Origin of the sequence: Myxococcus sp. MxC21-1, from assembly GCF_032612255.1 — a bacterium.
GTDB classification, from domain to species: Bacteria; Myxococcota; Myxococcia; order Myxococcales; family Myxococcaceae; genus Myxococcus; species Myxococcus virescens.
The window spans coordinates 5,529,975-5,554,375 of record NZ_CP123278.1; the positions used below are offsets into that span (position 1 = coordinate 5,529,975).

A 24,401-nucleotide genomic window follows, 5' to 3' on the forward strand; every position below is an offset into this window, starting at 1 on the left:
GCAAGCAGGGTGCGGGGGATGTCCGAGGGGGGCTGTCAGTGGATGACGGAAGCCACTGTCGTCCAGCCAACAAGGCGCGCACGCTCGCACTGGGGCTAGGCGCTCCGCAAGCCCCCCTGCGACGACCACCCTTCACACCGGAGGGGTGCCGCGAGTCAAAAGCCACCCGTCGTCACGCGCGAATGCCCCGGCGTCACTGGGGAAAGAAGGACCGTCTACCGGGAGGCCGACTTGCGCAGCAGGAACAACCCCAGGCCCATGCCCAGCGTCCACTTGAGGGCCGCCGCGAGCGGCGTGTCACGCAGCCTGGGTGGAGCGGACGGTGGGTCATCCAGGGGCCGGCCCGTCACCGGGTCCACCACGGGCTGGAAGCCCGGAGCGCCCGGAAGCGACGCGCCTCCCGCCTCCAGCTCCGTCTTGGTGGCGGTCAGCGCCTTGCCCTGCTCCGGGACCTTCTGGCCCGGCGCCTTTCCGTCCGGGGAGCGGTGCTCGAGGATGGCGTTGATCTCCGCGCCCAGCAGGATGACCTGCGCGGAGATCCACATCCACAGCAGCATGACGATGACACCGCCGATGGCGCCGTAGTTGACGTCGTACTTGCCGAAGTTGGCCACATACTGGGAGAAGCCCCACGACGCGAACACCCAGATGAGCACGCCCACCACCGAGCCCGGGGTGATGAATCGGAACTTCTGATTCACGTCCGGCAGCACGTAGTACAGCACCGCCCACAGGAACATCATCAGCAGGCCCGCGACCGGGAGCCGCAGCCACATGAGCACGGTGCCCAACCCGCCGGGGAGCTTGCCAGCGATGACGGGCGTAACGACGACCGCGAACGCCGCGAAGATGGCCACCGCCGCTCCGCCCAGTGTCACCAGCAGCGCGATGCCGCGCAGCTTCCAGATGGGACGCGACTCCGACACGCCGTAGACCTTGTTGAGCGCCGTCATCAGCGCCACCACGCCCGCGGAGGCCGCCCAGACGGCACCGACACCGCCCACCGTCAGCAGCCCCACCGGCCGGCTGTTCGCCAGCGCCTCGATGCGCTCGCTCAGGATGGACGTCACTTCCCGGGGCGCCACCCGCGCCAGCTCCTGGATGAGCACCTGGGCCTGGGCGGGCTCGATGAGGAGACCCGCCAGCGACACCAGGAACAGCAGGAATGGGAACAGCGCCAGAATCATCCGGAAGGTGAGCGCGCCAGCGACGTCCCCCACCTCGTCGCGCGTCCACTCGTCCTTCAGCGCCAGAAAGAACTTCTTCCAGCCCATTCCCTTGCCAGGGAGAACCATTCCGCCTCCTCGGAGGTGCTGCGACCGGGGGAACGATGCGCATTCCCCACACCCCAGGCGACCTCCAGCCCCCAGCTTCCCTGCATGCGGCCGGAGGGCAGGCGAGCAGGAAGCCCCTGGAAGGCGGCTTCCCAGAAATCCCTCTGTTCTCGGACCTCCCCCCTAGGCAGGAGAGCGTTCATTGGCGTACACCTTGGACGGGGGCCGCCGGTCGGTTCCGCCGCGGCCCTCTCCCCCGAGGACGCCATGTTCGTCTCCTGTCTCCTGAGTGTCAGCCTGGCGCTGAGCGCCGGCGCCGCACCCGGAATGCCCCCGGACACCCAGGCCCCCACCCCTTCGCACACGCTGTGGCTCGTCCAGGCCCTGTACCCAGGACAGGACGCGTTGCTGCAACGCACCGAGGAAGGGATTGCCGCGCTGATACCGCAGGACGTGCAGGCGGAGCAGCTCATCGGCCGGGGCGCCCTGGCCGGCACCTGAAGGGCCAGGGCGGCGACCTGCGCTGCGTGTCCGGCGAGGCGCGCTGCCGGGAGCCGCTGGAGGCGTACCTGGAATCACTGGGCCTGGAGCGCGTGGTGCTGGTGCAGGTGGGCCAGGACGACGCCGGCTACCGCTTCCGCGCCGTCAGCATCCGGCCCGGCACGGGCGCCCGGGGTCAGGCGGAGACGGCGAACCCCGCGTTCGAGAAGGCCCTGGCCGGCGTGCTGGTGAAGTTCCTGTCGCTCAATGCCACGGTGGTGGCGGAGACGACGCCCGCGGGGGCCACCGTCTTCATCGACGGCGTGAAGGTGGGCTCCACGCCCTTCACCACGGAGGTGCTGCCGGGTGAGCACACCTTCCGCTTCGAGCTGGCTTCGCACCTTCCGAAGGAAGAGACGCGCGTGCTGAGCTCGCGCCAGCAGGTGAAGCTGGACGCCGCGCTGGAGAAGGTGCCCGCGCGGCTGGTGGTGAAGGCGCAGCCGGAGGGCGCGGAGATTCGCGTGGACGGGCAGCCGGTGGGGACCACCGTGGTGGACCAGGGCATCCAGCCCGGCACGCGCAGGGTGTCGCTGACGCTGGACGGCTACGAGCCCCACGAGGTGAAGGCGGAGATCGCACCCGGCGGGACATACACGCTGGAGCACGCGCTGACGCCCACCTCCATGCAGTCCTTCAAGCTGGCCATGCGCCGCCGCAAGGAAGCCACCATGGCGCGGCAGAGCTACCTGGAGGCCTCGTTCGAGATGCAGCGCCTCACGGGCACGTCGCTGGCGTCCCAGCCGCTGAGCACCTCGGAGGAGCTGGAGAGCCTGCGCACCCGGGACGTGCGCGCGCCGGGCTCGCGCAATCTGCGCGGCGTGGGCGTCGAGTACGGCCGCTATGGCCAGTTCTTCGGCGTCATGCTGGTGGGCGCCACCTACGCCTCCACGGGCGACACATGGACGCTGGGCATCGACGTACCGCCTGGCGTGGGCGGCGCGGGGCCGGACGGCGTGTCGTCGCTGGACACGCAGGTACAGGCGGTGTCGCTGCGCGCGCTCCAGCCGCAGCTGCGCTACGTGCTCGGGCCCGTGTCCTTCGCCATCCAGGTGGGACTGGAGGGCCGAGGACTGCTGGTGAAGGAACGTGCGGGTGACGCGGCCATCTTCAAGGACGGCCTCTATGCGCTGGACCTGCACGCGTCCGGACAGGCCACCGCGCGCATCTTCGTATACGAGGGCCTGTACGCCTCCGTCGCGTACCAGCACAGCTTCACGCTGCTGAAGAAGATTGCCGGAACGAGCAACATTCGCGGAGGGCTGGGCTATGCATTCTGACCTGCGGCGCCTGACGTGGGCCTGTGTGCTGCTGACGTGTGGCCTGTCCCTGGCCGAGCCCCTGGTGGGGCCCTCCGTCGGCCGTGGCGATGCGCTGCTGGCCGAGGGCACCCGCCTCTACAACAAGCGCAAGCACAAGGACGCGGCGAAGGTGTTGCTCCAGGCCACGCGCGCCAACCCGTCCCTGCTGCCCGCCTACCTGGGCTTGGCCCGCGCGCGCATGGGGGCCAAGGACGTCCCCGGTGCCTGCGCCGCCTACCGCGCCTACGTGCGCAGCGCGCCGGACATCCAGGACCGCACCAAGGCGCAGCGCGAGCTGGCCCTGTGCGAGCGCAAGCTGAAGGCGGCGCGCCGCAAGAAGCGCAACAAGGTGCCGCCCGACATGACGGCCCGGCACGTGGAGCTGAAGGCCGGCTTCTTCGCCGCGCTGGAGGAAGGCCGGCTGGTGGGCCCCGGCGCCGCGGGCGAGACGCTGCGCACGCTGGTGTCCGAGGGCTACCTGGGCACGGACCTGGGCGACATGGCCGCGCGGCTGAGCGCGGCCTCCCAGGCCACCACCGACGACCTGCACCAGCGGGCGCTGGCCGGTGAAGCGCTCCCCCGGCGCGCCTGCGGGAGTCCGGCGCGCTCTTCGACCGGCTCGCGACACGGGGGAGCCGTCCGCCAAGGCCGCTGCCCAGGCACCCTTCCTGGAAGGGCTCGCGGCGCTCCAGAGTGGAGACTCCGCCGGGGCGCAGCGCCTGTTCGCGAAGGCCGCATCCGCGGCGCCCGAGCGCAACGAGTACCGAGTGTGGCGCGCCGCCGCGCTCCAGCGTGCCGGAGATTTGGACGGCGCGCTGACGGTGCTGGAGACGGACCTGCCGCAAGATGCGCGCACGGACGTGCTCCGCGCGGCCTCCGCCCAGCGGAAGTCTCCCGAGGCGGGAGCTCGCGAGCTGGAGCGCATCCTCTTCCAGCGCTACGCCCCGGCCACGCGCTGACCGCGGTCCCCTCCCCTCCGGCCCTGCAAGGACACCATGTCGCTCTTCATCTGCCAGCGGTGCGAGGTCCAGCATGAGAAGTGGGACGGCGCCTGTCCGGCCTGTGGTGGCACCGAGTTGCTGACGGTGGCGCCGGCCGTGGACCGGATGCTCGGCCGTGTCGTGGCGGGCCGCTTCCGCATCCTCCGGCGGCTGGGCCAGGGCGGCATGGGTTCGGTGTACCTGGCCGAACAGGTGGGCATCGGTCAGCAGGTGGCGATGAAGTTCCTCAACAGCGGCCTGTCCATGGACCCGGACGTGGCCCGCCGCTTCCTCAACGAAGCCAAGAGCTACGCGCGGGTGGCCCACCCCAACGCGGTGACGCTGCACGACTTCGGGCAGGACGAGGAAGGCAGCCTCTACATCTCCATGGAGTACGTGGAGGGGGATGACCTCAAGAGCCTGCTCGCCACGTGTGGCCGGCTCGCGCTCGACGAGGCCGTGGACATCGTCCTCCAGGTGGCGGACGTGCTCGCCTATGCCCACGCGCGCCAGGTCATCCACCGCGACCTCAAGCCGGAGAACATCATGGTCCGGCAGGGCATGCGCGGCTGGCACGTGAAGGTGCTGGACTTCGGCATCGCCCGAATCACCGACGGCGCGACACGGCTCACCATCCAGGGCTCGGTGGCCGGCACGCCGCGCTACATGTCCCCCGAGCAGGCCATGGGCCTGGACGTGGACGCCCGCGCCGACGTGTACGCGGTGGGCATCGTCCTCTTCGAGCTGCTCACCGGTCAGCAGCCCTTTGACGGCAACAGCGTCTCCGAAATCATGCAGAAGCAGGTCCACCAGCCCATGCCACGACTGGCGCAGGTGACGGCGGACCTCCAACATCCAGCCGTCGACGCCGTCATCCAGAAGGCCACCGCGAAGCGCCGCGAGGAGCGCTACGCCACCATGGAGGCCTTCGCATCGGACCTGGTCAACGCGCTGCCCACCCTCACCAGCCGCCGCGCCGTCAGCGGCGTCAACCCCGCCATCACCGGCGGCGGCCTCGAACCAGCGCGACCGGCCACGCTCCTCTTTGGCACGGAGGGCTCCGAGGCCACCCTGGTGCGCGCCGCCCCGGCGGAGGCCGCGCCGGTGACAGGCACCGCGCCCATTCCGCTGACCCAACCCGCCGCGCCCTCCGGACTCCGGGTGGGCGCTGAGGGCTTCAACAAGACAGCGCATGCGGCCTCCCCCTACGCGGCGCCGAAGCACTCGAAGTCCAGCGCGGTGGTGGGGCTGGGCATCGCGGGCGTCCTGCTCCTGGGCGGCGTGGGCCTCGTGGCCATCCGGGGCGGGAGCGGCGACGACGTCAAGGAGGGAACCCTGGTTCCAGTCGCCTCCCCGGCGCAACCGGCGCCCCCTGTGGCGCCCCCGCCAAAGAGGCCGGAGCGTCACCTCACGCCACCACCGGGAGGGTGGAGGCGGCGCCCGACGATGTCGCGACCCGGCAGCTCAAGGTGCTCGCGGCGGGACAGGCCATCGACATCGGCAATGACTTCAACGAAGGCCGGCTGGACAGCGCGATGAAACGGCTGGCCCAGGCACGGAGCCTGGGATTGGAGGCCGTCGAGCCCGAGCTGGCGGCGCTCGCGGGCAAGGTGGAGGACGCCTCGAAGCGCATGGCCCGCGCCCGCGCCCTGGAGAACGACGGCAACTGCGAGACGGCCATCACCCTCTATCGCGCCTTGAAGCGCGACCATCCGCAGCTCGTGGAGGCCCAGCGGGGCATCCGGCGCTGCCAGGACATGCTGCCTCCAGAGGTGTCCGACTAGGCCGTAGAGCCCCGGCCGGCGTGGGCCGGCGCTCAGGCTCCAGGCGCGCGAAGGAAGCCGCTCTCGACGAAGTACTTGAAGTAGGTGCGGAAAAGGGACTCGTCCACCAGCGGGCATTCGATGCCACTGCCCTCCAATCCCGCGCGCGTGTTCCGGTGATCCACGCGTCCCCAGGATGAAAAGAACCGCAGGGGCCCCGCGCCGCCCGGCGCCTCCCGCGCTCCAATCAGCGGAGCGAGCGCGAACAGCGCGTTGTGGTCCCGACGCTCGGTCTCCCGCCGCAACTCATCGAGCCACTCGGTCTGCGACAGACTCCGCAGCGAATAGCCCAACGTCTCCAGCCACCCCCGCAGCAGCCCGGCCGACACCGGGCTTGGGTGACTCAGATGGAACGTCCTCCCGGAGGACTCGGGCTCTCGCGAGAGGTGCACGATTGCCTTCGCCACGAAATCCACCGGTAGCAAATCCAGCGTGCCATCCAACACCGGCATGCTGCCGAGTTGGATGAAGCTCTTCAGGCTCCGGGTGACGAAGTCGGTGGTGTTCCAGACGCCCGTCTGGCTGTGGCCGGTCACGTTGCCCAAGCGGTAGATGGCGACCTGCATGCCCCGGCTACGGGCCTGCGCCACCAACCGCTCCGCCACCCATTTGCTCTGGGCATAACCGGTGCGAAAGCCCGTCGCGCCCTCGATGGCATCATCCTCCGCGAGCAGGCCCCCTCCCTGGCGAAGATGCGGCGGGAAGACGGACAGCGTGGACACGTGGTGAAACACCTTCGGCCGGCCCCGGCACGCAAGCTCCAGAAGCGCCTGCGTCGCTTGCACGTTGGGCGCCCTCATCTCCCGGTATGGGTAGAGGAAGCTCACCACCGCGCCGCAGTGGTAGATGGCGTCGATCCGCCCGGCAAGTGCTTCGAACTGCGCGGACGAGAGCCCCAGCCCGGGCTCTGCCAGATCTCCCGGAACAGGTTCAATCCGCTCCCGGAAGCGCTCCTCCCAGAGCCCATAGGCGCGGAGCTTTCGTTCCAGTCTGGCCCCCGCCTCCGCGCGCCCAGCCGCTCGGATGAGGCAGTGGATGCGCGCGGGCAGCCGCTCCAGCAACTCCTTCAACAGGAAGGCCCCCACGAAGCCGGTCGCGCCAGTCAGCAGGAGGTGCCGAGGGGGCGAGGCCGCGCGGGCATCGGGCCACGAGGTTCGATCCCGGGTGGCAGCACGGCGTCGGCCAGCGGATCCGCCTCCGCCTCCCCTCTCGGAACCGGCGAGCGCTCCAACGCGGCGTCGATGACCGCTGCCATCCCCGCGATGGTCGGCTGTTCGAGCAGCGCCTGAAGCGGCAGCTCGACCCTGAAGGTCGTGCGCGCCCGCATGGCGAACCGGACCGCCAGCAACGAGTGTCCGCCCACCGTGAAGAAACTGTCGAACACGCCGGAGACCGCACTCCCCCCAGCAGCTCGCGCCAGAGCTCCGCCACGGCGCGCTCGGTGGCGCTCCGCGGCGGGACAGACGCCCCCGCTCCCCGTGGCGCGGCCCCCAATCCGGAGCTGGCAATGCGCGGCGATCAACCTTGCCGTTCGGCGTCAACGGGAAGCAGGCCAGCGGGATGAACACGGTGGGCACCATGGGCCCAGGCAACCGCTCCGAGAGCCACTGGCGCAGCGCCTGCACATCCCTCCCATCCTGGCCCGTCCGCGGGATGAAGTAGGCCACCAGCCGCACATCCTCTGCCGCGTGCACCCGGGCAACGACCACCGCCTGCTCCACCGCCGGATGCCCTGCGAGCGTCGTCTCGATCTCCGCCAGCTCGATGCGGTAGCCACGCACCTTCACCTGATGGTCGATGCGTCCAAGGAACTCGAGCCCCCCGCCCTCCCGCCAGCGGACGAGATCGCCCGTGCGGTACAGGCGCGCCCCCAGCCGGGCCGAGAAGGGATCCGGAACGAAGCGCTCCGCCGTGAGCGCTGGCTGACCAAGGTAGCCCCGGGCCACGCCCTCGCCGCCAATGAACAGCTCGCCGGCGACGCCCACCGGCGCCAGGCGTCCACCCGCATCGAGGACGTACAACTCCGTGTTGTCGATGGCGTGTCCGAGTGACGGGTCGGCCTCCTCGTCCTGGAGGTGCTCCACCGCGGACCAGATGGTCGTCTCGGTGGGGCCGTACAGGTTCCAAACGCTTACGGCCGCGTCCCCGAGCGCGCGGGCAAGCGGCCGGGACATGGCCTCTCCACCGCAGAAGGCTCGCAGCCGCAGGCCGCCGGGAGCCCGGCCTGCAACAGCATCTGCCAGGTGGCGGGGGTGGCCTGCAGCACGCTCGCGCCGCACCTGCTCAGCCCCGCGGCCAGGAGTGCCCCATCGCGTTGCCACGCCTGCGGAGCAATCTCCGCGCGGGCTCCCACCGCCAGCGGCAGAAAGAACTCCAGCCCCGCGATGTCGAAGGAGAGTGAGGTCAGCGCGAGCACCACGTCCTCGGGCCCCAGCCCCGGCTCGCGCCTCATCGACTGGAGGAAGTTGAGCACGTTCTGGTGCGTCACCATCACGCCCTTGGGACGCCCGGTGGAGCCGGAGGTGTAGAGGACGTACGCCAACCGGGAGGAGAGCGTCGGACGCGGCGGCGGCGTGGAGGGCAACGCGGCCAGCTCGGCGCGCACTTCATCGAAGAGGATTGACCGGACCTGCCCCGCGGGAAGCCGGCCGCGCACCGAGGACTGCGTCAACAGCACGGCCACGCCCGCGTCCGCCATCACGTAGGCCGTCCGCTCGACCGGGTAGTCTGGATCCAACGGGACATAAGCCCCGCCCGCTTTGAGCACCCCGAGCACCGCGACCAGCAGCTCCAGCGAGCGCGGGAGGCAGAGCCCCACCCGCACCTCTGGACCGACGCCATGCCCTCGCAGCATGTGCGCGAGCTGGTTCGCGCGCGCGTCCAGTTCGCGGTACGTCACCCGCTCATCCTGGAACACCGCAGCGACGGTCTCCGGGGTGCGCGCGGCTTGGGCTTCGAACAGGGCGGGGAGATCGGCCTCGACCGCGGGTGCCACCCGCGGTCCTCGGCCTCGCTCCAGCAGCGCCGACAGTTCGTCCGCCGGCAGCAACTCCAACGACGCCAGCGCCTTGGAGCCTCCCTCCACCAGCGCCCAGAGTGACTGCTCCAGGTGCCCCAACAACCGTTGAATCACCTCGTCGCTGAACCGGTCACGCTCGTAGGAGGCCCAGAGTTCGAGCGCCTCGCCCGGACGCGCGGTGATCGTGAGCGCATAAGGAGCACGCGCCGCGCCGAAGCGGCGCTCGACAACGAGCCCGGTGCCCGGCGGGCTCCAGCACGCCGCCTCCGCAGGGTAATTCTCGAAGACGAGCAGGCTCTCGAAGAGCGCCTCACCGGGCTTGCCGGCGCACCACCGCTGGACCTCGGCGAGTGGTGTCTGCTCGTGAGCAAGGAGCTCGGTGAGTCGAGCCTGGAGCGTGCGCAGCCAGCCATCGGCGGTGGCCTGGGAGGGCACCTCCACCCGCACGGCCAACGTGTTGAGCAGCAACCCGGCGATGCCCTCCACTCCGTCCAGTTCGATGGAACGCCCGGACACCGCCAGCCCAAACATCACCTCGCGCTGGCCGCTGTAGCGCCCCAGGAGCACGGCCCACGCTCCCGCCAGAAGCGTGTTCAGCGTGATGCGGTGACGCACCGCCAGGGCCTTGAGCCGAGCGGTCCGTCCGGCGTCGAGCCGCAACCGCAGCGCCGCGTCCGGCTCCGGCACGCGGCGGGTGGGCCGGCGGTCCACGAACAAGGGCGTTGGAGAGACGCCAGGGCCCAGCGTTTCCCTCCAGAAGGGAGCCTCCGCGGAGAAATCGCGCGAGCGGACCCATCGCACGAAATCCCGGTACGGCCGGGCCGGGGGCAGCGCATGGCGGGTCCCAGCCCGGAGCGCCGCGTACGTGGCGAAGAGTTCGCCCAGAACGAGCGCCGCGCTCCAGCCATCAAAGACGAGGTGGTGCAGGCTCCAGACGGCCCAATACCGCCCATCCTCCAGCCGAACCACCGACAGGCGCACCGGCGGCGCGTCCGTGAGCGAAAAACCGCGCGCCCGATCCTCGGCGAGAAAACGCTCGCGCCGTTCCTCGAACGCGTGCGGCTCCTGTGAGCGCCAGTCCCACCACTCGACCGGCGGCAACTCCCGCGCCTCGAATTGACGTGGAGCGGAGAGCCCCTCCCACTGGAAGCGCATCCGCAGCCCTGGATGACGGGCTCCCACCTCACACCACGCTTGCTCGATGAGCTCCGGAACGAGCGGACCACGAAGTTCGAACTCCAACTGCTCGTGGTACACGCGCGAACCGGGCGCGAGCAGCGTGTGGAACAGCATTCCCTCCTGCATCGGCGAGAGCGGATACGGCTCTGCCAGGGTAGAAGTGGGCCGCTCTTCCCCCGAGACAGCGGAGGCGCTCCCACCCTCCAGGAGTTGCTGCGAGGCCGCGCGCAGCACCCCGGCCAGCTCCGCGATGGTGGGATGGCTGAAGAGCTGGGAGGGCCGGCACCGACAACCCGCCTCGCGGAGACGGGCAGCGATCCGGACAGCGAGGATGGAGTCCCCCCCCAGCTCCAGAAAGTGCGCGTGGCGTCCCGGGGGCGCGACGCGCAGCACCTCTCCCCAGAGCTGAGACAGCCTTTCCTCCAGCGAATCCCGCGGCGCCTCCTGAAGGCCTGATGGCACGAGGCGGTTGAACGCCGATGGCTCGGGCAGCGCGCCACGGTCCACCTTGCCTGTCAAGGTCAGGGGAAGTCCGTCCAACTGAACGAAGACCGCCGGAACCATGTAGTCCGGCAAGGACCGCTCCAGGAACGCCCGAAGCGCCGTGAGCCCGAGCGGCTCCGCGGCATCCCGCGCCGGGACGACATAAGCCACCAGTCGGCGCTCGCCCGCCCCTTCGCCATGGACCACCACCGCCTCGCGGAGCCCGGGGTGACCCGCGAGGGCCGCCTCGATCTCGCCCAGCTCGACGCGGTAGCCACGAACCTTGACCTGATGATCGCGGCGTCCAAGGAACTGCAGCGTCCCATCCGGCATCCGTCGGACGAGATCTCCCGTGCGGTACAGCCGCGCGCCTGGCTCCTCGCTGAACGGATCCGGGACGAAGGCAGCGGCCGTGAGGTCCGGGCGCCGGAGGTATCCCCGTGCCAGCCCCACGCCCCCGATGAAGAGCTCTCCCACCTCACCCGGCGCGGCGAGATGACCACGCGCGTCCAGGACATGGAGCCGCGTATTCGACACCGGCGCTCCCATCGGGACATAGGAGCGCGTCTCCCCGGGGACACAGTCCCAGCAGGAGGCATCGATGGTCGCCTCGGTCGGCCCATATTGGTGGTGAAGCCGCGCCGGCACCCGCGCCAGCAACTGCTCACACAAGGAGACCGGGACCACCTCGCCACCACAGAAGACGTGCCGCAGCGATACGCAGCGCTCCAGCTCTGGCGCCTCCAGCAGCATCCGAAGCAACGTGGGGCCGAAGTGCGCGACGGACACGTTCTGCCGCGCGATCAAGCTGGACAGGTAGCCTCCATCCCGCTGCCCACCCGGCCGGGACAGCACCAGACGCGCGCCAGCGATCAACGGCGCGAAGATCTCCCAGACCGAAATGTCAAAGCTCAGCGAGGCCTTTTGCAGGAACGCGTCTGCCGCCCCAAGGGGGTACGTCGCCTGACGCCAGCGCAAGTGGTTGGCCACCGCCCGGTGCGTCACCATCACGCCCTTCGGGCTCCCGGTAGAGCCCGACGTGTAGATGACATAGGCCAGGTGCTCGGCGGCGAGTCCGTTGTCGGGCGGGGAATCGGGCTCGGAAGCGATTCGGGCCGCATCCCGCCGTAGATCGACGACACGATCGCCGCCCCACTCCCACCGCGCGTCCACGGCGCCGGAGGTCACCAGCACATCCGCGCGTGCGTCCGCCAGGAAGAGCCGCAGGCGCTCGGCGGGGTACTCCGGATCGAGCGGAAGATAGGCACCCGCCGCCTTCCAGATCCCAAGCACACCGACCACCATGTCGATGGAGCGTGGGACGTGCAGCCCCACGATAGACTCGGGCCCCACCCCAAGCCGCCTCAGGTGGTGGGCGAGCCGGTTGGCACGAGCCTCCAACTCGCCATAGGACACCTCCCCCTCTTCCGACCAGATCGCGATGGCGTCCGGCGTGCGCCGGGCCTGCTCCGCGACCTGCTCGTGCAGCAGGAAGGATGAAGCGTCCTCAAGAGGGAGACCCACCTGCGGTGTCGACCTTGCCATTCCTCACCGCCTCGAACGCTTCCCCACCCGGCCCACGCGCCCGCCCGGGAACGGCTGAAGCGCGCTGCCGTCTGGACGTGCTCACGCGACGTGGGGGCTGCGCATCCGGACGTTCATCCTGAACCCTCCGGCGAGAGTCCAGGATTGTGCCAATCATGGGAAAGTCATGCAAGTGCCGCTCATGGCCCCGCCAGCGAACCCGCGCCTGGCACATGACGTTAGGATTGCACGGTGGAGGCCTGTCTCTCGGGCCTCCCTCAAGGAGTGTCCGTGGACCTGGAACAGATCTCAGAGATCCTGACCCGCCTCGAACAGCACGAGACACGCGCCGCGCGCACCCTGAACATGGTGCCGAGCGAGAACAGCATGTCGGCGCTGGCCAAGCTGCCGATGCTGCTCGATCTACACCACCGCTATTTTTTCAATGATGGGGCAGAAGACGAGCCCTGGGAGTTCCGAGGCGTACAAGAAGTGTCCTCGCTGGAGACCGAGCTGGCGAGGCCGCTGCTGCGCGAGCTGGCCGGCGCCGAGTTCGTCAACGTGCGCGCGCTGTCCGGGTTGAACCTGATGACCCTGACGCTGTCCGCGCTCGGAGGCCCCCCTGGCTCCACGGTGATGCTGCTGTCCCGCGCCCAGGGCGGGCACTATGCGACCGCGAGCGTCGCCGCCCGGCTGGGATTGAAGGTCTGCTACGCCACGGGCCCCGACGCGCACACCGTGGACGAGACACAGTTCGCCGAGACGCTGCGGGCCCACCAGCCGGGGCTCGTCTACATCGATCAGTCCAATGCGCTGTTTCCCCTGGGCGTCGAACGGCTGGCGCGGGCCGTCCAGCGAGAGGCCCCGAACGCCCTGCTCCACATCGACGCAAGCCATTGGATGGGTCTGGTGCTCGGCCGCCAGATTCCCAATCCGCTCGCGGAGGGCGCCCACTCTTTCGGCGGCTCCACCCACAAGACCTTCCCAGGACCGCAGAAGGCCATCTTCGCCACCAACCGGAGAGAGCTCTTCGAGCGCTTCCGAGCAACCCAGCAGTACATGGTGAGCAGCCACCACTTCGGCGCGACGGTGAGCCTGGCGTTGGCGCTGCTCGAGTTCAAGCACTGCCGGGGTGAGCAGTACGCCGCCCAGGTGGTGCTGAATACCCGGCGCTTCGGCGCCGCGCTCGATCGTCTTGGGTTGGAACTTGACGGCAAGGAACGCGGCTTCTCGGCCGGCCATCAGCTCTGGATCCGGACGCGGGCATCCGGCGTGGACGCGTTCACCGCGAGCCAGCGGCTGTTCGACGCGGGCATCCGCACCAATGCCTATCCATCGCTGCCCGGGATTTCTGAACCGGTCCTCCGGGTCGGCCTGAACGAGCCCACGTACCACGGACTCATGGCCGACGACATGGAGGAGCTCGCCGGGCTCTTCGTCGCGGCGATCCTCCAGACGCAGCCGACGGAGCAGATCGCCGGACGTGTGGCGGCGCTGCGCGCGCGGTACCGGTTCCCCTACCGCTTCCCATCCGACGACCCCAAGCTGCTCGAACAAGCGATGCGACTGGTGCGTCTGGCGTTGACGCAGCCCGTGGAGTGAGGCCGCGGCATGGCGTCCAGGGAACATGGACTGTCCGCGGAAGACGGGACAAGCTCGGACCATGAACCTGGTCCCCTTCGCGAACGAGCACCTGGAAGCGGCCGCCTCGCTGCTCGCCCTGCGGCACCGTGCCCATCGGGCCGCGCTCCCGCTGTTGCCGGGTGAGCCCGAGTCAGCCATCGAAGCGCGGCGGATCCTGGAAGCGCTCCGGCAGCGGCCTCGCACGAGCGGCTTCGCCGCGCTCCAGAATGGGCAGCTCATCGGCTTCGCCCTCGGGACACTGCGGATCGACACCACGTGGGGGCGCTCGGCATGGCTGTTCGCGCCCGGCCACGCCCTCGCCCCGGGAACGAGCCCCGAGGTGTACCGCGACCTGTATGCGGCCCTGGCCGCGCAGTGGGTCCAGGAAGGCTGCTTCGTTCACGCCGCGCTCGTCCCAGCCCATGATCGTCCCGCACTCGAGGCCTGGTACGGCGCCGGCTTCGGGCATGAGCAAGTCCACGCGCTCCGTGCCCTGGACCCGGTGGACCTTCGGCCCGGCGTCCTGGACAGCCCCCTCCGGATCCGCCGTGCGGGCATGGACGATTTGGATCGGCTCCTGGAAATGGCGGGGCACATCTTCGAGCACCAGCGCGCGTCACCCGTGTTCGCGCCGTACCTGCCCGAGTTCTCCGAAGACTGGCCGCAGGACTACACGGAGCTGATTGAGGGCGAAGCCGATCGCATCTGGCTCGCCGAGCAGGATGGACGGCTGCTCGGGTTCGCCATCTTCAGCCCTGCCGAGCAGACACCCGACGACCTGCTGACGCCTCCGAAGAGCGTCACCTTAACGGTAGGAGTCACGCGGGAGGACGTTCGCTGCCGCGGCGTTGGCCGTGCGCTGTTCGCGCGCGGTGTGGAGGAGGCCAGGCGAATGGGATTCCGCGCCTGTGTCACCGATTGGCGCGCAACCAATCTGGCCGCCTCCCGCGCCTGGCCCCGAATGGGCTTCAGTCCGGCACTCTACCGGTTGAGCCGCCGCCTCGACGAACGCGTGGCGTGGGCGCGCGGCGCACGCTTCACCCATACATAGGCGTGGAACGTGTTCCCTGGATTGAACTGCCATTGGAAGAACGGTACCTCTCGCATTGCCGCCCTGCTCGCGGCGTGTCCCTCTCAACGAACCGGACGGGCTGACTGATGTCACACCACGCCATCGAAGACATCTACCCGCTCTCGCCCCTGCAGCAGGGGATGCTCTTCCACACCCTGTACGCGCCCGAGGCAGGACAGTATTTCCTCCAGATTACGTGCACACTGGAGGGGCAGGTGGAGCCGGCGCACTTCGAGACAGCGTGGCAGCACGTCCTCGATCAGCACCCAGCGCTGCGCACCTCGTTCACCTGGGAGGAGTTGGAGGAGCCCCTCCAGGTCGTCCACCGCGCCGTCTCCGTGCAGCTCACCCGGCAGGATTGGAGCCACCTCGCACCGGAGGCACAGCGCCGTGAGCTGGCGGCCCTCCTCGATGCGGATCGCCAGCGCGGGTTCGCGCTCGAACAGGCGCCGCTCATGCGGCTGCTCCTCATACGCACCGGCCCTCGGACCCACACGTTCGTCTGGAGCTGTCATCACCTGCTGCTGGATGGCTGGTCTCTCGGGCTGCTCCTCGAGGAGTGCCTCGACGCGTATCACGCGCTCGTCCGGGGTGAACGCCCTGCGCGCGGCGTCACGCGCCCCTACCGCGACTACATTGCCTGGCTCCAACAGCAATCATCCGGGCAGGCAGAGCACTTCTGGCGCGAGCGGCTGGCAGGCTTCGCCTCGCCCACGCCCCTGCCGGTGGCGCGGGCCACGAAGGCCGAGGGTTCCTGGCATGGGCGCGCCTCGTTCAATCTTTCCGGAGAGACCTCGGAGCAACTCCGCGCCCTGGCCCGGACGCACGCGCTGACGCCGAACACCCTCTTCCAAGGCATCTGGGCGCTGCTGCTCAGCCGCTATAGCGGCCAGTCCGACGTGGTTTTTGGCACCACGGTATCCGGACGGCCCGCCAGCCTGCCGGGGGCGCAATCCATGGTGGGGATGTTCATCAACACCCAGCCGGTGCGGACGCGGGTCGATCCAGACGGCCACGTCCTGCCATACCTCCAACAGCTCCAGCGCGAGCAGGCCGAGGCGCGCCAGTATGAGTACAGCTCGCTCGTGCAGATTCACGGCTGGAGCGAGGTGCCGCGCGGCCAGAACCTCTTCGAGACGCTGCTCGTCTTCGAGAGCTTCCCCTTCTCCCACGCCGAGACCTCGCCGGGCCATGGCGTGACCGTCACGGACATCGAGACCTACGACTTCACCAGCTACATCCTTCACATCGACGTCGTCCCCGGTCCCGCCTTCACCCTCCTGGCGAGCTACGATCGCCGGCAGCTCGACGACGCGACGCTCGCGCGGCTGCTGACGCACTACGCGCGGCTGCTCGAGGAGCTGGCCCATCACCCCGGGCGGCGCCTGGACGAACTCTCGATGCTGCCGGACGCCGAGCGCCGACAAGTCCTGCTCGACTGGAACCAGCAGCGGGCGGACTACCCGTTCAACAGCTCCATCCCGCAGCTCATCCAGGAGCAGGTCGCACGGACCCCGGACGCAATCGCCGTGGCCCACCGCGACGACCAGCTCACCTACCGTGAGCTCAACGCCCGGTCCAACCGGCTGGCGCATCCGCTCATCACAGAAGGCGCGGGGCCCGACGTCGTCGTCGCGCTGCTCGGCGATCGCGGGGTGGACTTCCTCGCCTCTATCGTCGGGATTCTCAAGGCGGGAGGCGCCTACCTCCCGCTGGATCCAGAGCACCCCGCCGAGCGGCTGGCGCAGATCCTCGGACAGAGCCAGACCCCCATCGTGGTGGTGTCCCGTGAGCGCCGCGCGCTGCTCGACGCGGCGCTGGCGCTCCTGCCCGCCGGTGCCCGGCCACGCGCATTGGAGATCCCGGAGTTGTTGGAGCGCCAGGCCCCAGTGGACGATCCGCCTTGCCGCAGCCACGGGCGGAACCTGGCGTATGTCATCTACACGTCCGGCTCCACGGGCGCCCCCAAGGGCGCCATGCTGGAGCACGCAGGGAAGATCAACCACATCCGCGGCATGATTGATTTCCTGCGGCTGGGGCCGGCGGACGTGATGGCTCAAACGGCCTCACAGTGCTTTGACATCTCGGTCTGGCAGTTCCTCGCCCCGCTGATGCTGGGAGCACGCGTCCAGATCCTCGACACCGAGCTGACGCGGGATCCCGCCCGCTTCCTGGCGGAGTTGGACCGGACAGGCATCACCCTCCTCGAGGTGGTTCCCTCGTTGATGACGGCGATGATTGAGCAGCTCGAGCGGATGGACCCCGCGCGGTTGCCGATGCAGGCGCTCCACTGGCTCATTCCCACCGGCGAGGTGCTCCCGCCCGCGCTTTGCAGACGGTGGCTGAAACTGTACCCGCGCGTGCCGCTGCTCAATGCCTACGGCCCGACGGAGACCTCGGACGACACGAACCTCTACACGGTGTCCCAGCCACCACCGGACGACGAGGAGCGCGTGCCGGTGGGCTACGCGCTGCCGAACCTGACGATGTACATCCTGGATGCGCGGCTGCGTCCGGTGCCTGTCGGACTCGCTGGGGAGCTGTACATTGGCGGCATCGGGGTGGGCCGCGGCTACCTGAACAACCCCGCGCGCACGGCCGCATCGTTCCTGCCGGATCCGTTTTCCGCCCTCAGCGGGGCGCGCTTCTACAAGACGGGCGACATCTGCCGCTATCGCCCCGACGGAAGCATCGAGTTCCTCGACCGGGCGGACTTCCAGGTGAAGATCCGCGGCTTCCGGGTGGAGCCAGGTGAGGTGGAGTCGGTGCTCGCCCGGCACCCAACGGTCAGGCAAGCCGTGGTGGTGGCGCGCGAGTTGCCAACCCGCGGCAAACAGCTGGTCGCCTATGTGGTGCCGCGCGAGGGGCCGGCCCGGAGCTGCCGGGGGCAGCGCCCGCGACGGCCAGGAGGGCATCACCATCCTCCGTGAGTTCCTCCAGGGTCATCTGCCGCACTACATGATGCCCTCTGTCTTCGTCGTATTGCCCGCGTTGCCGCTGAACGCCAACGGGAAGGTGGACCGCAAGGCGTTGCCCATACCGGACGCCGCCGCTGCCCAGGAAGCGCGTCCGCCCGCGCCCCCCCGCTCCGATGTGGAGGAGCGGCTCGTGGCGCTCTGGCAAGAGGTGCTGTCGCGCCAGTCGATCGGCGTCGAGGATGACTTCTTCGAGCTCGGCGGTCACTCGCTGCTCGCCGTCCGCGCGCACTCCCGGCTGCGCGAACTCTTCGGAGTCGACCTGCCGCTGCGGACCCTGTTCGAGCTGACCACCGTGGCCCGGCTGGCAGAGAAGATCGAAGCCCTCCGCTGGGCGACCTCGGGCCCTCCCAAGGACGAGCCGGAGGACGCCGAGCGCGAAGAGGTGGAGTTGTGACGGTCCTCGAGCTGGTCACGGGGCTGCGCCAGCGCGGCGTGAGGCTGTGGCTGGAGCAGGAGCAGCTCCGTTGCAGCGCGCCCAAGGGCGTGCTCACCGAGGAGCTGCGCGCTTCCTTGCGCGCCCACAAATCGGAGCTGATCGATTTCCTTCGAGAAGCCCACGCGGCCACCCCCACCCACGCCATCATCCCGAGCGCGCCGCGCCCCCCGCGGATTCCGCTGTCGTTCGCGCAGCAGCGGCTGTGGTTCCTCGACCGGCTCGAGCCGGACAGTCCCCTGTACAACATGGCGGTGCCGCTCAGACTGCGCGGTCCGCTCGACGTGGAGGCATTCCAGCGCGCCTGCTCCGAGGTCGTGCGGCGTCACGAGTCGCTGCGCACCACCTTCCAGATGGCCGAGGACCAGCCAGTTCAGATCATCGTCCCGCCAGCCCCCCATCCTGTCCCGGTGGTGTCGCTGGAGGCACATCCGCCTGACGGCCGAGAGGCGATCGCCTCGAGGATGGCTCAGGAAGAGTCTTCGCGGCCATTCGATCTGACCCGGGGGCCGCTCGTGCGGACCACCCTGCTGCGGCTCGCTCCGGACGATCACGTTCTGCTGCTCACGCTCCATCACATTGTCTCCGACGGTTGGTCCGAGACCGTGCTCGTGCGGGAGGTGGCCGCGCTCTACACCGCGGCTCCCGGCACCGGGCCCGCGCTACCGGAGTTGCCCATCCAGTACGCGGACTTCGCGCTCTGGCAACGCAACTGGCTCCAGGGGGAGGTGCTCGAACGCCAGCTCTCGTATTGGCGGCGGCAGCTCGCGGGCGCGCCGCAGGTGCTGGCGTTGCCATCAGACCGGCCGCGTCCGGCGGCGTGGAGTGGCGCGGGCGCCAGCCTGGGGTCCCTCATTCCCACGGAGCTGGCGGAGGCACTCCGGGCATCGGCACGGCGCGAAGGCGCGACCCTGTTCATGATGCTGATGGCGGCGTTCCAAGCGCTCCTTCATCGCTATTCCGGACAGGATGACATCGTCGTGGGCACGGACGTGGCCAATCGCAGCCGCGCCGAGACCCAGGGGCTCATCGGCTTCTTCGTCAACCAGCTCGCGCTGCGCACCCGCTTCGAAGGAGATCCTCCATTCCGGGAGCTGCTCGGACAGGTGCGCGCCACGGCGCTGGACGCGTACGCGCATCAGGACCTGCCGTTCGAGGAGCTGGTCAAGGTGCTCAATCCCGAGCGGAGCCGGGGCCATGCGTCCATCTTTCAAGTCAAGCTCCTGCTCCAGGACGTGGCGCTCTCGGAGCTGTCGCTGCCCGGCCTCACGATTCAGCCGGTGGAGGTGGAGCAGTCCTCCGCGAAATTGGACCTCACCGTCTTCGTGGCGGAGACGCCGCGGGGACTGGAGTGCAAGTGGGAGTACAGCACGGAGCTGTTCGATGAAGGCACCATTCGCCGGATGGTGGCCCACTACCAGCGGCTCCTGGAGGGCGCGGTGGCGGCCCCTGGCTGCCGCATCTCCGCGCTCCCGCTCCTGTCCGCGGACGAGGAGCAGCAACTGCTCGCCGTCTGGAACGACACCCGGACGGAGTACCCTCACGCAGCCTGCGTTCATGCGCTCTTCGAGGAGCAGGTCCGCCGAACGCCCGAGTCCCTCGCGGTCCTCCACGAAGGCTTCGCGCTCCGCTACCGCGAGCTGAACGAGCGGGCGAACCAGCTCGCCAGGCGCTTGCAGGCGATGGGCGTTGGCCCCGAGACGGTGGTCGGCCTGTGTCTCGATCGCGGTCCGGAGCTGGTGGTGGGCCTGTTCGGCATCCTCAAGGCGGGCGGTGCGTACCTCCCGCTCGACCCCACCTACCCCGCCGAGCGGCTCGCTTTCATGCTCCGGGATGCCCGCGTTCCGGTGCTGGTCACCCTCGAACGAATCGCCGATAGGCTCCCCTCACAGGGAGAGCAGCTGCTGTGCCTGGACGCAGACCAGGAGCCACTGGCGCGCGAGGCGACGTCGAATCTGGAGGTCTCCGTCACCGCCCGGAACCTGGCGTATGTCCTCTACACCTCCGGCTCCACCGGCACGCCGAAGGGGGCGATGATCGAACACCGGGGCGTGGTGAACTACCTGAGCTGGTGCACCGGCGCGTACCACGTGGCGGAGGGCTCAGGGGCTCCGGTGCATTCCTCCATCTCCTTCGACCTGACGGTGACGAGCCTTCTCGCGCCGCTGGTGGCAGGAAGGATGGTGACGCTGGTCCCAGAGGACGACCGGCTGGAGGGACTGGCCAAGGCACTCCGCTCGAAGCCGGATTTCAGCCTGGTCAAGCTGACGCCGACACACCTGAGGCTGCTCGCGCGGCAGCTCGACGCGGCGGCGCTGGCCGGACAGGCGCGAGCGCTCGTCATTGGCGGGGAGACCTTGACCGCCGAAGCGCTGGAGCCCTGGAGGAGCCACGCACCAGGGACGCGGCTCATCAATGAGTACGGGCCGACCGAGACGGTGGTGGGCTGCTGCGTCCACGAGGCAACGCCAGATGACGCCCGCACGGGGACAGTCGCGATTGGCCGGCCGATCGCGAACACGCGGCTCTACGTGCTCGACGAGCACCTGCGCCTCGTACCGGTGGGAGTGCCCGGGGAGCTCTATATCGGCGGGGACGGCGTGGCCCGCGGCTACCTCGACCGGCCGGCGCTGACCGCGGAGCGCTTCGTGCCGGATCCGTTCGGCGGCATCCCTGGCGCCAGACTGTACCGGACTGGGGATCGGGTGCGCCGCTTCCCGGATGGAGTGCTGGACTTCCTCGGCCGCGGGGACGAGCAGGTCAAGGTGCGAGGATATCGCATCGAGCTGGGCGAGATTGAGGGGGTGCTCGGCCAGGCCCCCGGCGTCCGCGACGTGGTGGTGGTCGCGCGCGAGGACATCGAGGGCAGCAAGCGGCTGGTGGCCTACGTGGTACCGGGCGAAGGCGCGGACGTGGAGCCCGAGGTACTGCGCCAGTTCGCTCGCGCGAAGCTCCCGGAGCACATGGTCCCCTCGGTGGTGGTGCCACTGGACGCACTGCCCCTGTCACCGAACGGCAAGGTGGACCGCAGGGCGCTCCCCGCGCCAGAGGCGCTCGCACGCGAGCCCCAGCACGCGTACGTCGCGCCGCGGACCCGCGCGCAAGCCCTGCTGTGCTCCCTCGGTGCCGAACTCCTGCGCCTGGACCGGGTCGGCATCCGCGACAACTTCTTCGACCTCGGCGGCGACTCCATCCTGGGCGTGCAGTTGATCGGCCGGGCGAACCGGGCTGGCCTGCACCTGACCCCGAAGCAACTCTTCGATCACCAGACGTTCGAGGAACTCGCTGCGGCGGCGGGTACCGGTGGGGCCATCATCGCGGAGCAGGGACTGGTCAAGGGCGACGTCCCACTCACGCCAATCCAGTGCTGGTTCTTCCGGCAGCCCCAACCTGCCCCCCACCACTTCAACCAGGCCGTGTTGCTGGAAACCCACGCGTCCTTCCGCCCGGAGTTCCTCGAGCCAGCGCTCCAGGCGCTCCTGGTCCATCACGACGCGCTCCGGCTGCGCTTTGAAGAAGCCGGGCATGGCTGGACCCAGCACTGCGTCGAGTTGGAGCGCGCGCCAGCCGTGAGCACGTTCAATCTCTCCGGCTTGCCCCCGGAACATCAGCGCCGCGAGCTGGAGGCCACCGCGGCAAGCCTGCAAGCGAGCCTGGATCTCCAACAGGGGCCGTTGCTGCGGGCCGCGTGGTTCGACCTCGGCCACGGGAAGCCGGGGCGCCTGCTGCTCCTCGCCCACCATCTGGCCGTGGACGGCTTCTCCTGGCGCGTCTTGCTGGAGGATCTCCAGGCGGCGCACCAGTCCCTCCTCCAGGGACGCGAAATCCAACTGCCCGCGAAGACCACCTCGTACCAGCACTGGTCCAGACGGCTGCGCGAGTACGCGGCCTCCGCCGCCCCCGCCTTCGACTACTGGCGGCGGATGGATCGCTCCAACGTGGCAAGGCTCCCGGAGGACCTGCCCGGAGCAGCGGCCGCCAGCGACACCGCCGCGAACGCCCGGACCTACGCCGTGGAACTCGGCGAGGAGGAGACGTCCGCGCTCCTCCGCGAGGTGCCTGAGGCGTTCCGCTGCGGGATGAACGATGTCCTGCTCACCGCGCTCACCTCCGTGCTGGCGAACTGGACGGGGGGCCGAAGATGGCTCGTGGACATGGAGGGCCACGGGCGGGAGCCGCTGTTCGATGACGTTGACCTCTCTCGCACGGTGGGGTGGTTCACCTCCATCTTCCCTGTCGTGCTCGAAGCCCCCGCGGGTGGCGACCTCCCGGAGTTGCTGGAGTCCGTGAAGGCCCAGCTCCAGCGCATCCCGAACCAGGGCATCGACTTCGGCGTTCTGCGCTACCTGCGCCAGGATGACGCCAGTGGCTCCCCCGCAGACGAAGCGCAGGTGCTGTTCAACTACCTGGGGCAATTCGATCAGGTGTTCGCGGGCGACGGCCTCTTTCAGCCCGCGGAAGAGTCCCCTGGCCCGACCGTCAGCCCCCTGGCGCCGCGCACCCACGCGCTCGAGGTCAACGGACTCATCCACGCCGGTCGGCTGAGGATCGGCTGGGCCTACAGCGAGGCCCGCCACCACGCCTCGACGATCGCCCGACTCGCGGAGCGCTTCCTCCAGGTCCTGCGGGAGCTCGTCGCGCTCTCGCGCGCGGGCGGGCACCGGGAGCGCGTGGCCCGTTTCCCGCTGGCACGGCTGGCACCGGTGTCTCTTGAGCGCCTGCTGGCGGAGGCGCCCGGCACGGAAGACGTGTATCCACTCGTGCTTGGCCAGCGTGAGATGTTCGAGCACACGCGAGCCCACCCCGGGGCGTGGGCTTACTTCACCCAGCTCTCGTGCCGGGTGGTGGGCACCTTCTCGCCGGAAGCCTTCGTCGCGGCCTGCCAGCGTGTGTTGGAGCGGCACCCGGCGCTCCGTGGCGCGGTGGCCCTGGAGCCGATGGCGGAGCCCCACCAGTTCGTCCACCGCGCCCCCTCGCTCCCCGTCGAGCGGCTCGACTGGACGGAGCGAACGGACAGTGAGGCGCGCGCCCTGCTGGAGCAATTCCTCGAGGCGGACCGCGAGACCGGCTTCAGCCCAGACCGGCCGCCGCTGCTACGGCTCACGTTCATCCAGCTCGCGCCACAGGCGTGCCACCTCGTGTGGAGCAGCCACCACGGCATGCTCGACGGATGGAGCATGTCCCTGCTGCTGGAAGAGGTGTTCACGGTCTACGGAAGCCTCTCGCGCGGTGTCCCCATGGAGCTGCCGCCGCGGCCCCCCTTCCGGGAGCTCGTCGCCTGGTTGCAGCGCCAGCAGCCCTGGCGCGCGGAGGAATACTGGCGACGCGAGTTGGCGGGTTTGACTGTACCACCGGCGGCCTCTCACGCCCCAGCCGACGGGCAGCGCCCGCTGGAGCATGCGCGGTATGCGGAACGAACGCTCGAGATGGCGCCGGCCACCACGAAGGCGCTCCAGGAACTGGCGAGGACCCACCGGCTTACGCTGAACACCCTGGTCCAAGGCGCGTGGGCACTGGTCCTGGCCAATGGTCCCCGCGCCGTGGAGGTCGTCTTCGGGGTGACCGCGGCCGTGCGCCCCGTGGACCTCCCGGGTGTGGAGGACATGGTCGGCCACTTGATCAACACGCTTCCCACGCGGGTCCGGCTGGTACCGGACGCCCCCGTCATCGAGTGGCTGGCCCAGCTGCAAGCCCAACAGGCCGAGCAACGCCAGTTCGGCCACGTTCCACTTGCGACGCTGAGGCGTTGGAGCGGACTGCCAGACGACAGCCCCTTGTTCGACAGCGTCCTCCGCTTCGAGAACTACCCCATCCGCTTCGTCCTGGAGCGCGCGGCGCCGGGGTTCACGGTGGAGGCCATGCGAATCATCGATCGCTGGCCCTACCCGCTGTCACTCGTGGCAGTCCCGGGCCCTCCGCTGAGGCTCGAGCTCGGCTGGCAGCGCGATCGGATTGACGAGGACACAGCCACCCGTGCGCTGGCGCAGATGCAGTACGTGCTCGAGCGTCTCCTCGGGGCCCCCGGACAGAGACTGTGTGCGCTGATGGAGGGACTCCAGGAGTGGGTGCCCCCAGCGCGGGTTGAATCAGGTAGCGGCGTCTGAGAGAATTCCGCAAAATCCGCAATTCACAGGTAGCGGTAGAGGGGAGCGCTCCCGGCCCACCCCGGAAGCAG

At 69.6% G+C, this 24,401-nt stretch carries 14 protein-coding genes and 1 pseudogene; 10 read left to right on the top strand and 5 right to left on the bottom strand.

The window, feature by feature from the left end; translation table 11 throughout:
- Positions 1–215: 215 nt before the first annotated feature.
- Positions 216–1,295, bottom strand: a complete 1,080-nt coding sequence (locus QEG98_RS24425) for a YihY/virulence factor BrkB family protein (RefSeq protein WP_316563031.1) — start codon at positions 1,293–1,295, stop codon at positions 216–218.
- Positions 1,296–1,541: 246 nt separating this feature from the next.
- Between QEG98_RS24425 and QEG98_RS24430 the strand changes: the two genes are divergently transcribed.
- Together QEG98_RS24430 and QEG98_RS24435 are read left to right on the top strand one after the other, a co-directional pair.
- Positions 1,542–1,775, top strand: a complete 234-nt coding sequence (locus tag QEG98_RS24430) for a hypothetical protein (protein WP_316563032.1) — start codon at positions 1,542–1,544, stop codon at positions 1,773–1,775.
- A 26-nt stretch (positions 1,776–1,801) separates the two neighbouring features.
- Positions 1,802–3,091: a PEGA domain-containing protein gene (locus tag QEG98_RS24435; protein ID WP_316563033.1), complete on the top strand. Its 1,290-nt coding sequence runs from the start codon at positions 1,802–1,804 to the stop codon at positions 3,089–3,091.
- Between the two features lie 264 nt (positions 3,092–3,355).
- Here QEG98_RS24435 and QEG98_RS42155 read toward each other — a convergent pair whose 3' ends face one another.
- Complete coding sequence (locus tag QEG98_RS42155) at positions 3,356–3,571, bottom strand: hypothetical protein (RefSeq protein WP_410477834.1); 216 nt, start codon at positions 3,569–3,571, stop codon at positions 3,356–3,358.
- 107 nt (positions 3,572–3,678) lie between these two features.
- Between QEG98_RS42155 and QEG98_RS42160 the strand changes: the two genes are divergently transcribed.
- Genes QEG98_RS42160 through QEG98_RS24450 form a run of 3 tightly spaced genes read left to right on the top strand, consistent with a single transcriptional unit; the run spans position 3,679 to position 5,876 of the window.
- Positions 3,679–4,071 carry a tetratricopeptide repeat protein gene (locus QEG98_RS42160; protein ID WP_410477835.1) on the top strand — a complete coding sequence of 131 codons (393 nt, stop codon included), beginning with the start codon at positions 3,679–3,681 and terminating at the stop codon, positions 4,069–4,071.
- A gap of 36 nt (positions 4,072–4,107) precedes the next feature.
- The gene (locus QEG98_RS24445; protein WP_316563035.1) at positions 4,108–5,631 is read left to right on the top strand and encodes a serine/threonine protein kinase; all 1,524 of its coding nucleotides are present in this window, start codon (positions 4,108–4,110) and stop codon (positions 5,629–5,631) included.
- Positions 5,628–5,876, top strand: a complete 249-nt coding sequence (locus tag QEG98_RS24450) for a hypothetical protein (RefSeq protein WP_316563036.1) — start codon at positions 5,628–5,630, stop codon at positions 5,874–5,876. Before QEG98_RS24445 ends, QEG98_RS24450 begins: the two co-directional genes overlap by 4 nt.
- A gap of 32 nt (positions 5,877–5,908) precedes the next feature.
- On the opposite strand, the gene QEG98_RS24455 is transcribed toward QEG98_RS24450, so the two are convergent.
- From QEG98_RS24455 to QEG98_RS24465, 3 genes and pseudogenes are all read right to left on the bottom strand, one after another.
- Complete coding sequence (locus tag QEG98_RS24455) at positions 5,909–7,000, bottom strand: thioester reductase domain-containing protein (RefSeq protein WP_316567957.1); 1,092 nt, start codon at positions 6,998–7,000, stop codon at positions 5,909–5,911.
- 17 nt (positions 7,001–7,017) lie between these two features.
- Complete coding sequence (locus tag QEG98_RS24460) at positions 7,018–7,242, bottom strand: hypothetical protein (RefSeq protein WP_316567958.1); 225 nt, start codon at positions 7,240–7,242, stop codon at positions 7,018–7,020.
- A 213-nt stretch (positions 7,243–7,455) separates the two neighbouring features.
- Positions 7,456–12,141, bottom strand: a pseudogene (locus QEG98_RS24465) (AMP-binding protein); the annotation flags it as partial.
- Positions 12,142–12,411: 270 nt separating this feature from the next.
- On the opposite strand from QEG98_RS24465, the gene QEG98_RS24470 reads away from it, so the two are divergent.
- The 5 genes from QEG98_RS24470 (at position 12,412) to QEG98_RS24490 (ending at position 24,330) form a co-directional block, all read left to right on the top strand.
- A complete protein-coding gene (locus tag QEG98_RS24470) occupies positions 12,412–13,722 on the top strand; it encodes a hypothetical protein (RefSeq protein WP_316563037.1) in 1,311 nt (436 codons plus the stop codon).
- Between the two features lie 61 nt (positions 13,723–13,783).
- Positions 13,784–14,794 carry a GNAT family N-acetyltransferase gene (locus QEG98_RS24475; RefSeq protein WP_316563038.1) on the top strand — a complete coding sequence of 337 codons (1,011 nt, stop codon included), beginning with the start codon at positions 13,784–13,786 and terminating at the stop codon, positions 14,792–14,794.
- A 107-nt stretch (positions 14,795–14,901) separates the two neighbouring features.
- Positions 14,902–17,745, top strand: coding sequence for an amino acid adenylation domain-containing protein (locus QEG98_RS24480; protein WP_316563039.1), 2,844 nt, complete (start codon positions 14,902–14,904; stop codon positions 17,743–17,745).
- Positions 17,746–17,773: 28 nt separating this feature from the next.
- Positions 17,774–18,187 (top strand): phosphopantetheine-binding protein, encoded by a 414-nt coding sequence (locus QEG98_RS24485; RefSeq protein WP_316563040.1) that lies wholly within the window; start codon positions 17,774–17,776, stop codon positions 18,185–18,187.
- On the top strand, positions 18,184–24,330 hold the full coding sequence (locus QEG98_RS24490; protein WP_316563041.1) for a non-ribosomal peptide synthetase: 6,147 nt from the start codon (positions 18,184–18,186) through the stop codon (positions 24,328–24,330). Before QEG98_RS24485 ends, QEG98_RS24490 begins: the two co-directional genes overlap by 4 nt.
- The last annotated feature ends 71 nt before the right edge of the window (positions 24,331–24,401 follow it).

Coding starts and splice junctions, on each gene's coding strand:
- QEG98_RS24445 (WP_316563035.1), top strand. CDS start 4,108: ATGTCGCTCTTCATCTGCCAGCGGTGCGAGGTCCAGCATGAGAAGTGG.
- QEG98_RS24485 (WP_316563040.1), top strand. CDS start 17,774: ATGATGCCCTCTGTCTTCGTCGTATTGCCCGCGTTGCCGCTGAACGCC.
- QEG98_RS24475 (WP_316563038.1), top strand. CDS start 13,784: ATGAACCTGGTCCCCTTCGCGAACGAGCACCTGGAAGCGGCCGCCTCG.
- QEG98_RS24480 (WP_316563039.1), top strand. CDS start 14,902: ATGTCACACCACGCCATCGAAGACATCTACCCGCTCTCGCCCCTGCAG.
- QEG98_RS24430 (WP_316563032.1), top strand. CDS start 1,542: ATGTTCGTCTCCTGTCTCCTGAGTGTCAGCCTGGCGCTGAGCGCCGGC.
- QEG98_RS24450 (WP_316563036.1), top strand. CDS start 5,628: ATGAAACGGCTGGCCCAGGCACGGAGCCTGGGATTGGAGGCCGTCGAG.
- QEG98_RS24460 (WP_316567958.1), bottom strand. CDS start 7,242: ATGCGGGCGCGCACGACCTTCAGGGTCGAGCTGCCGCTTCAGGCGCTG.
- QEG98_RS24425 (WP_316563031.1), bottom strand. CDS start 1,295: ATGGTTCTCCCTGGCAAGGGAATGGGCTGGAAGAAGTTCTTTCTGGCG.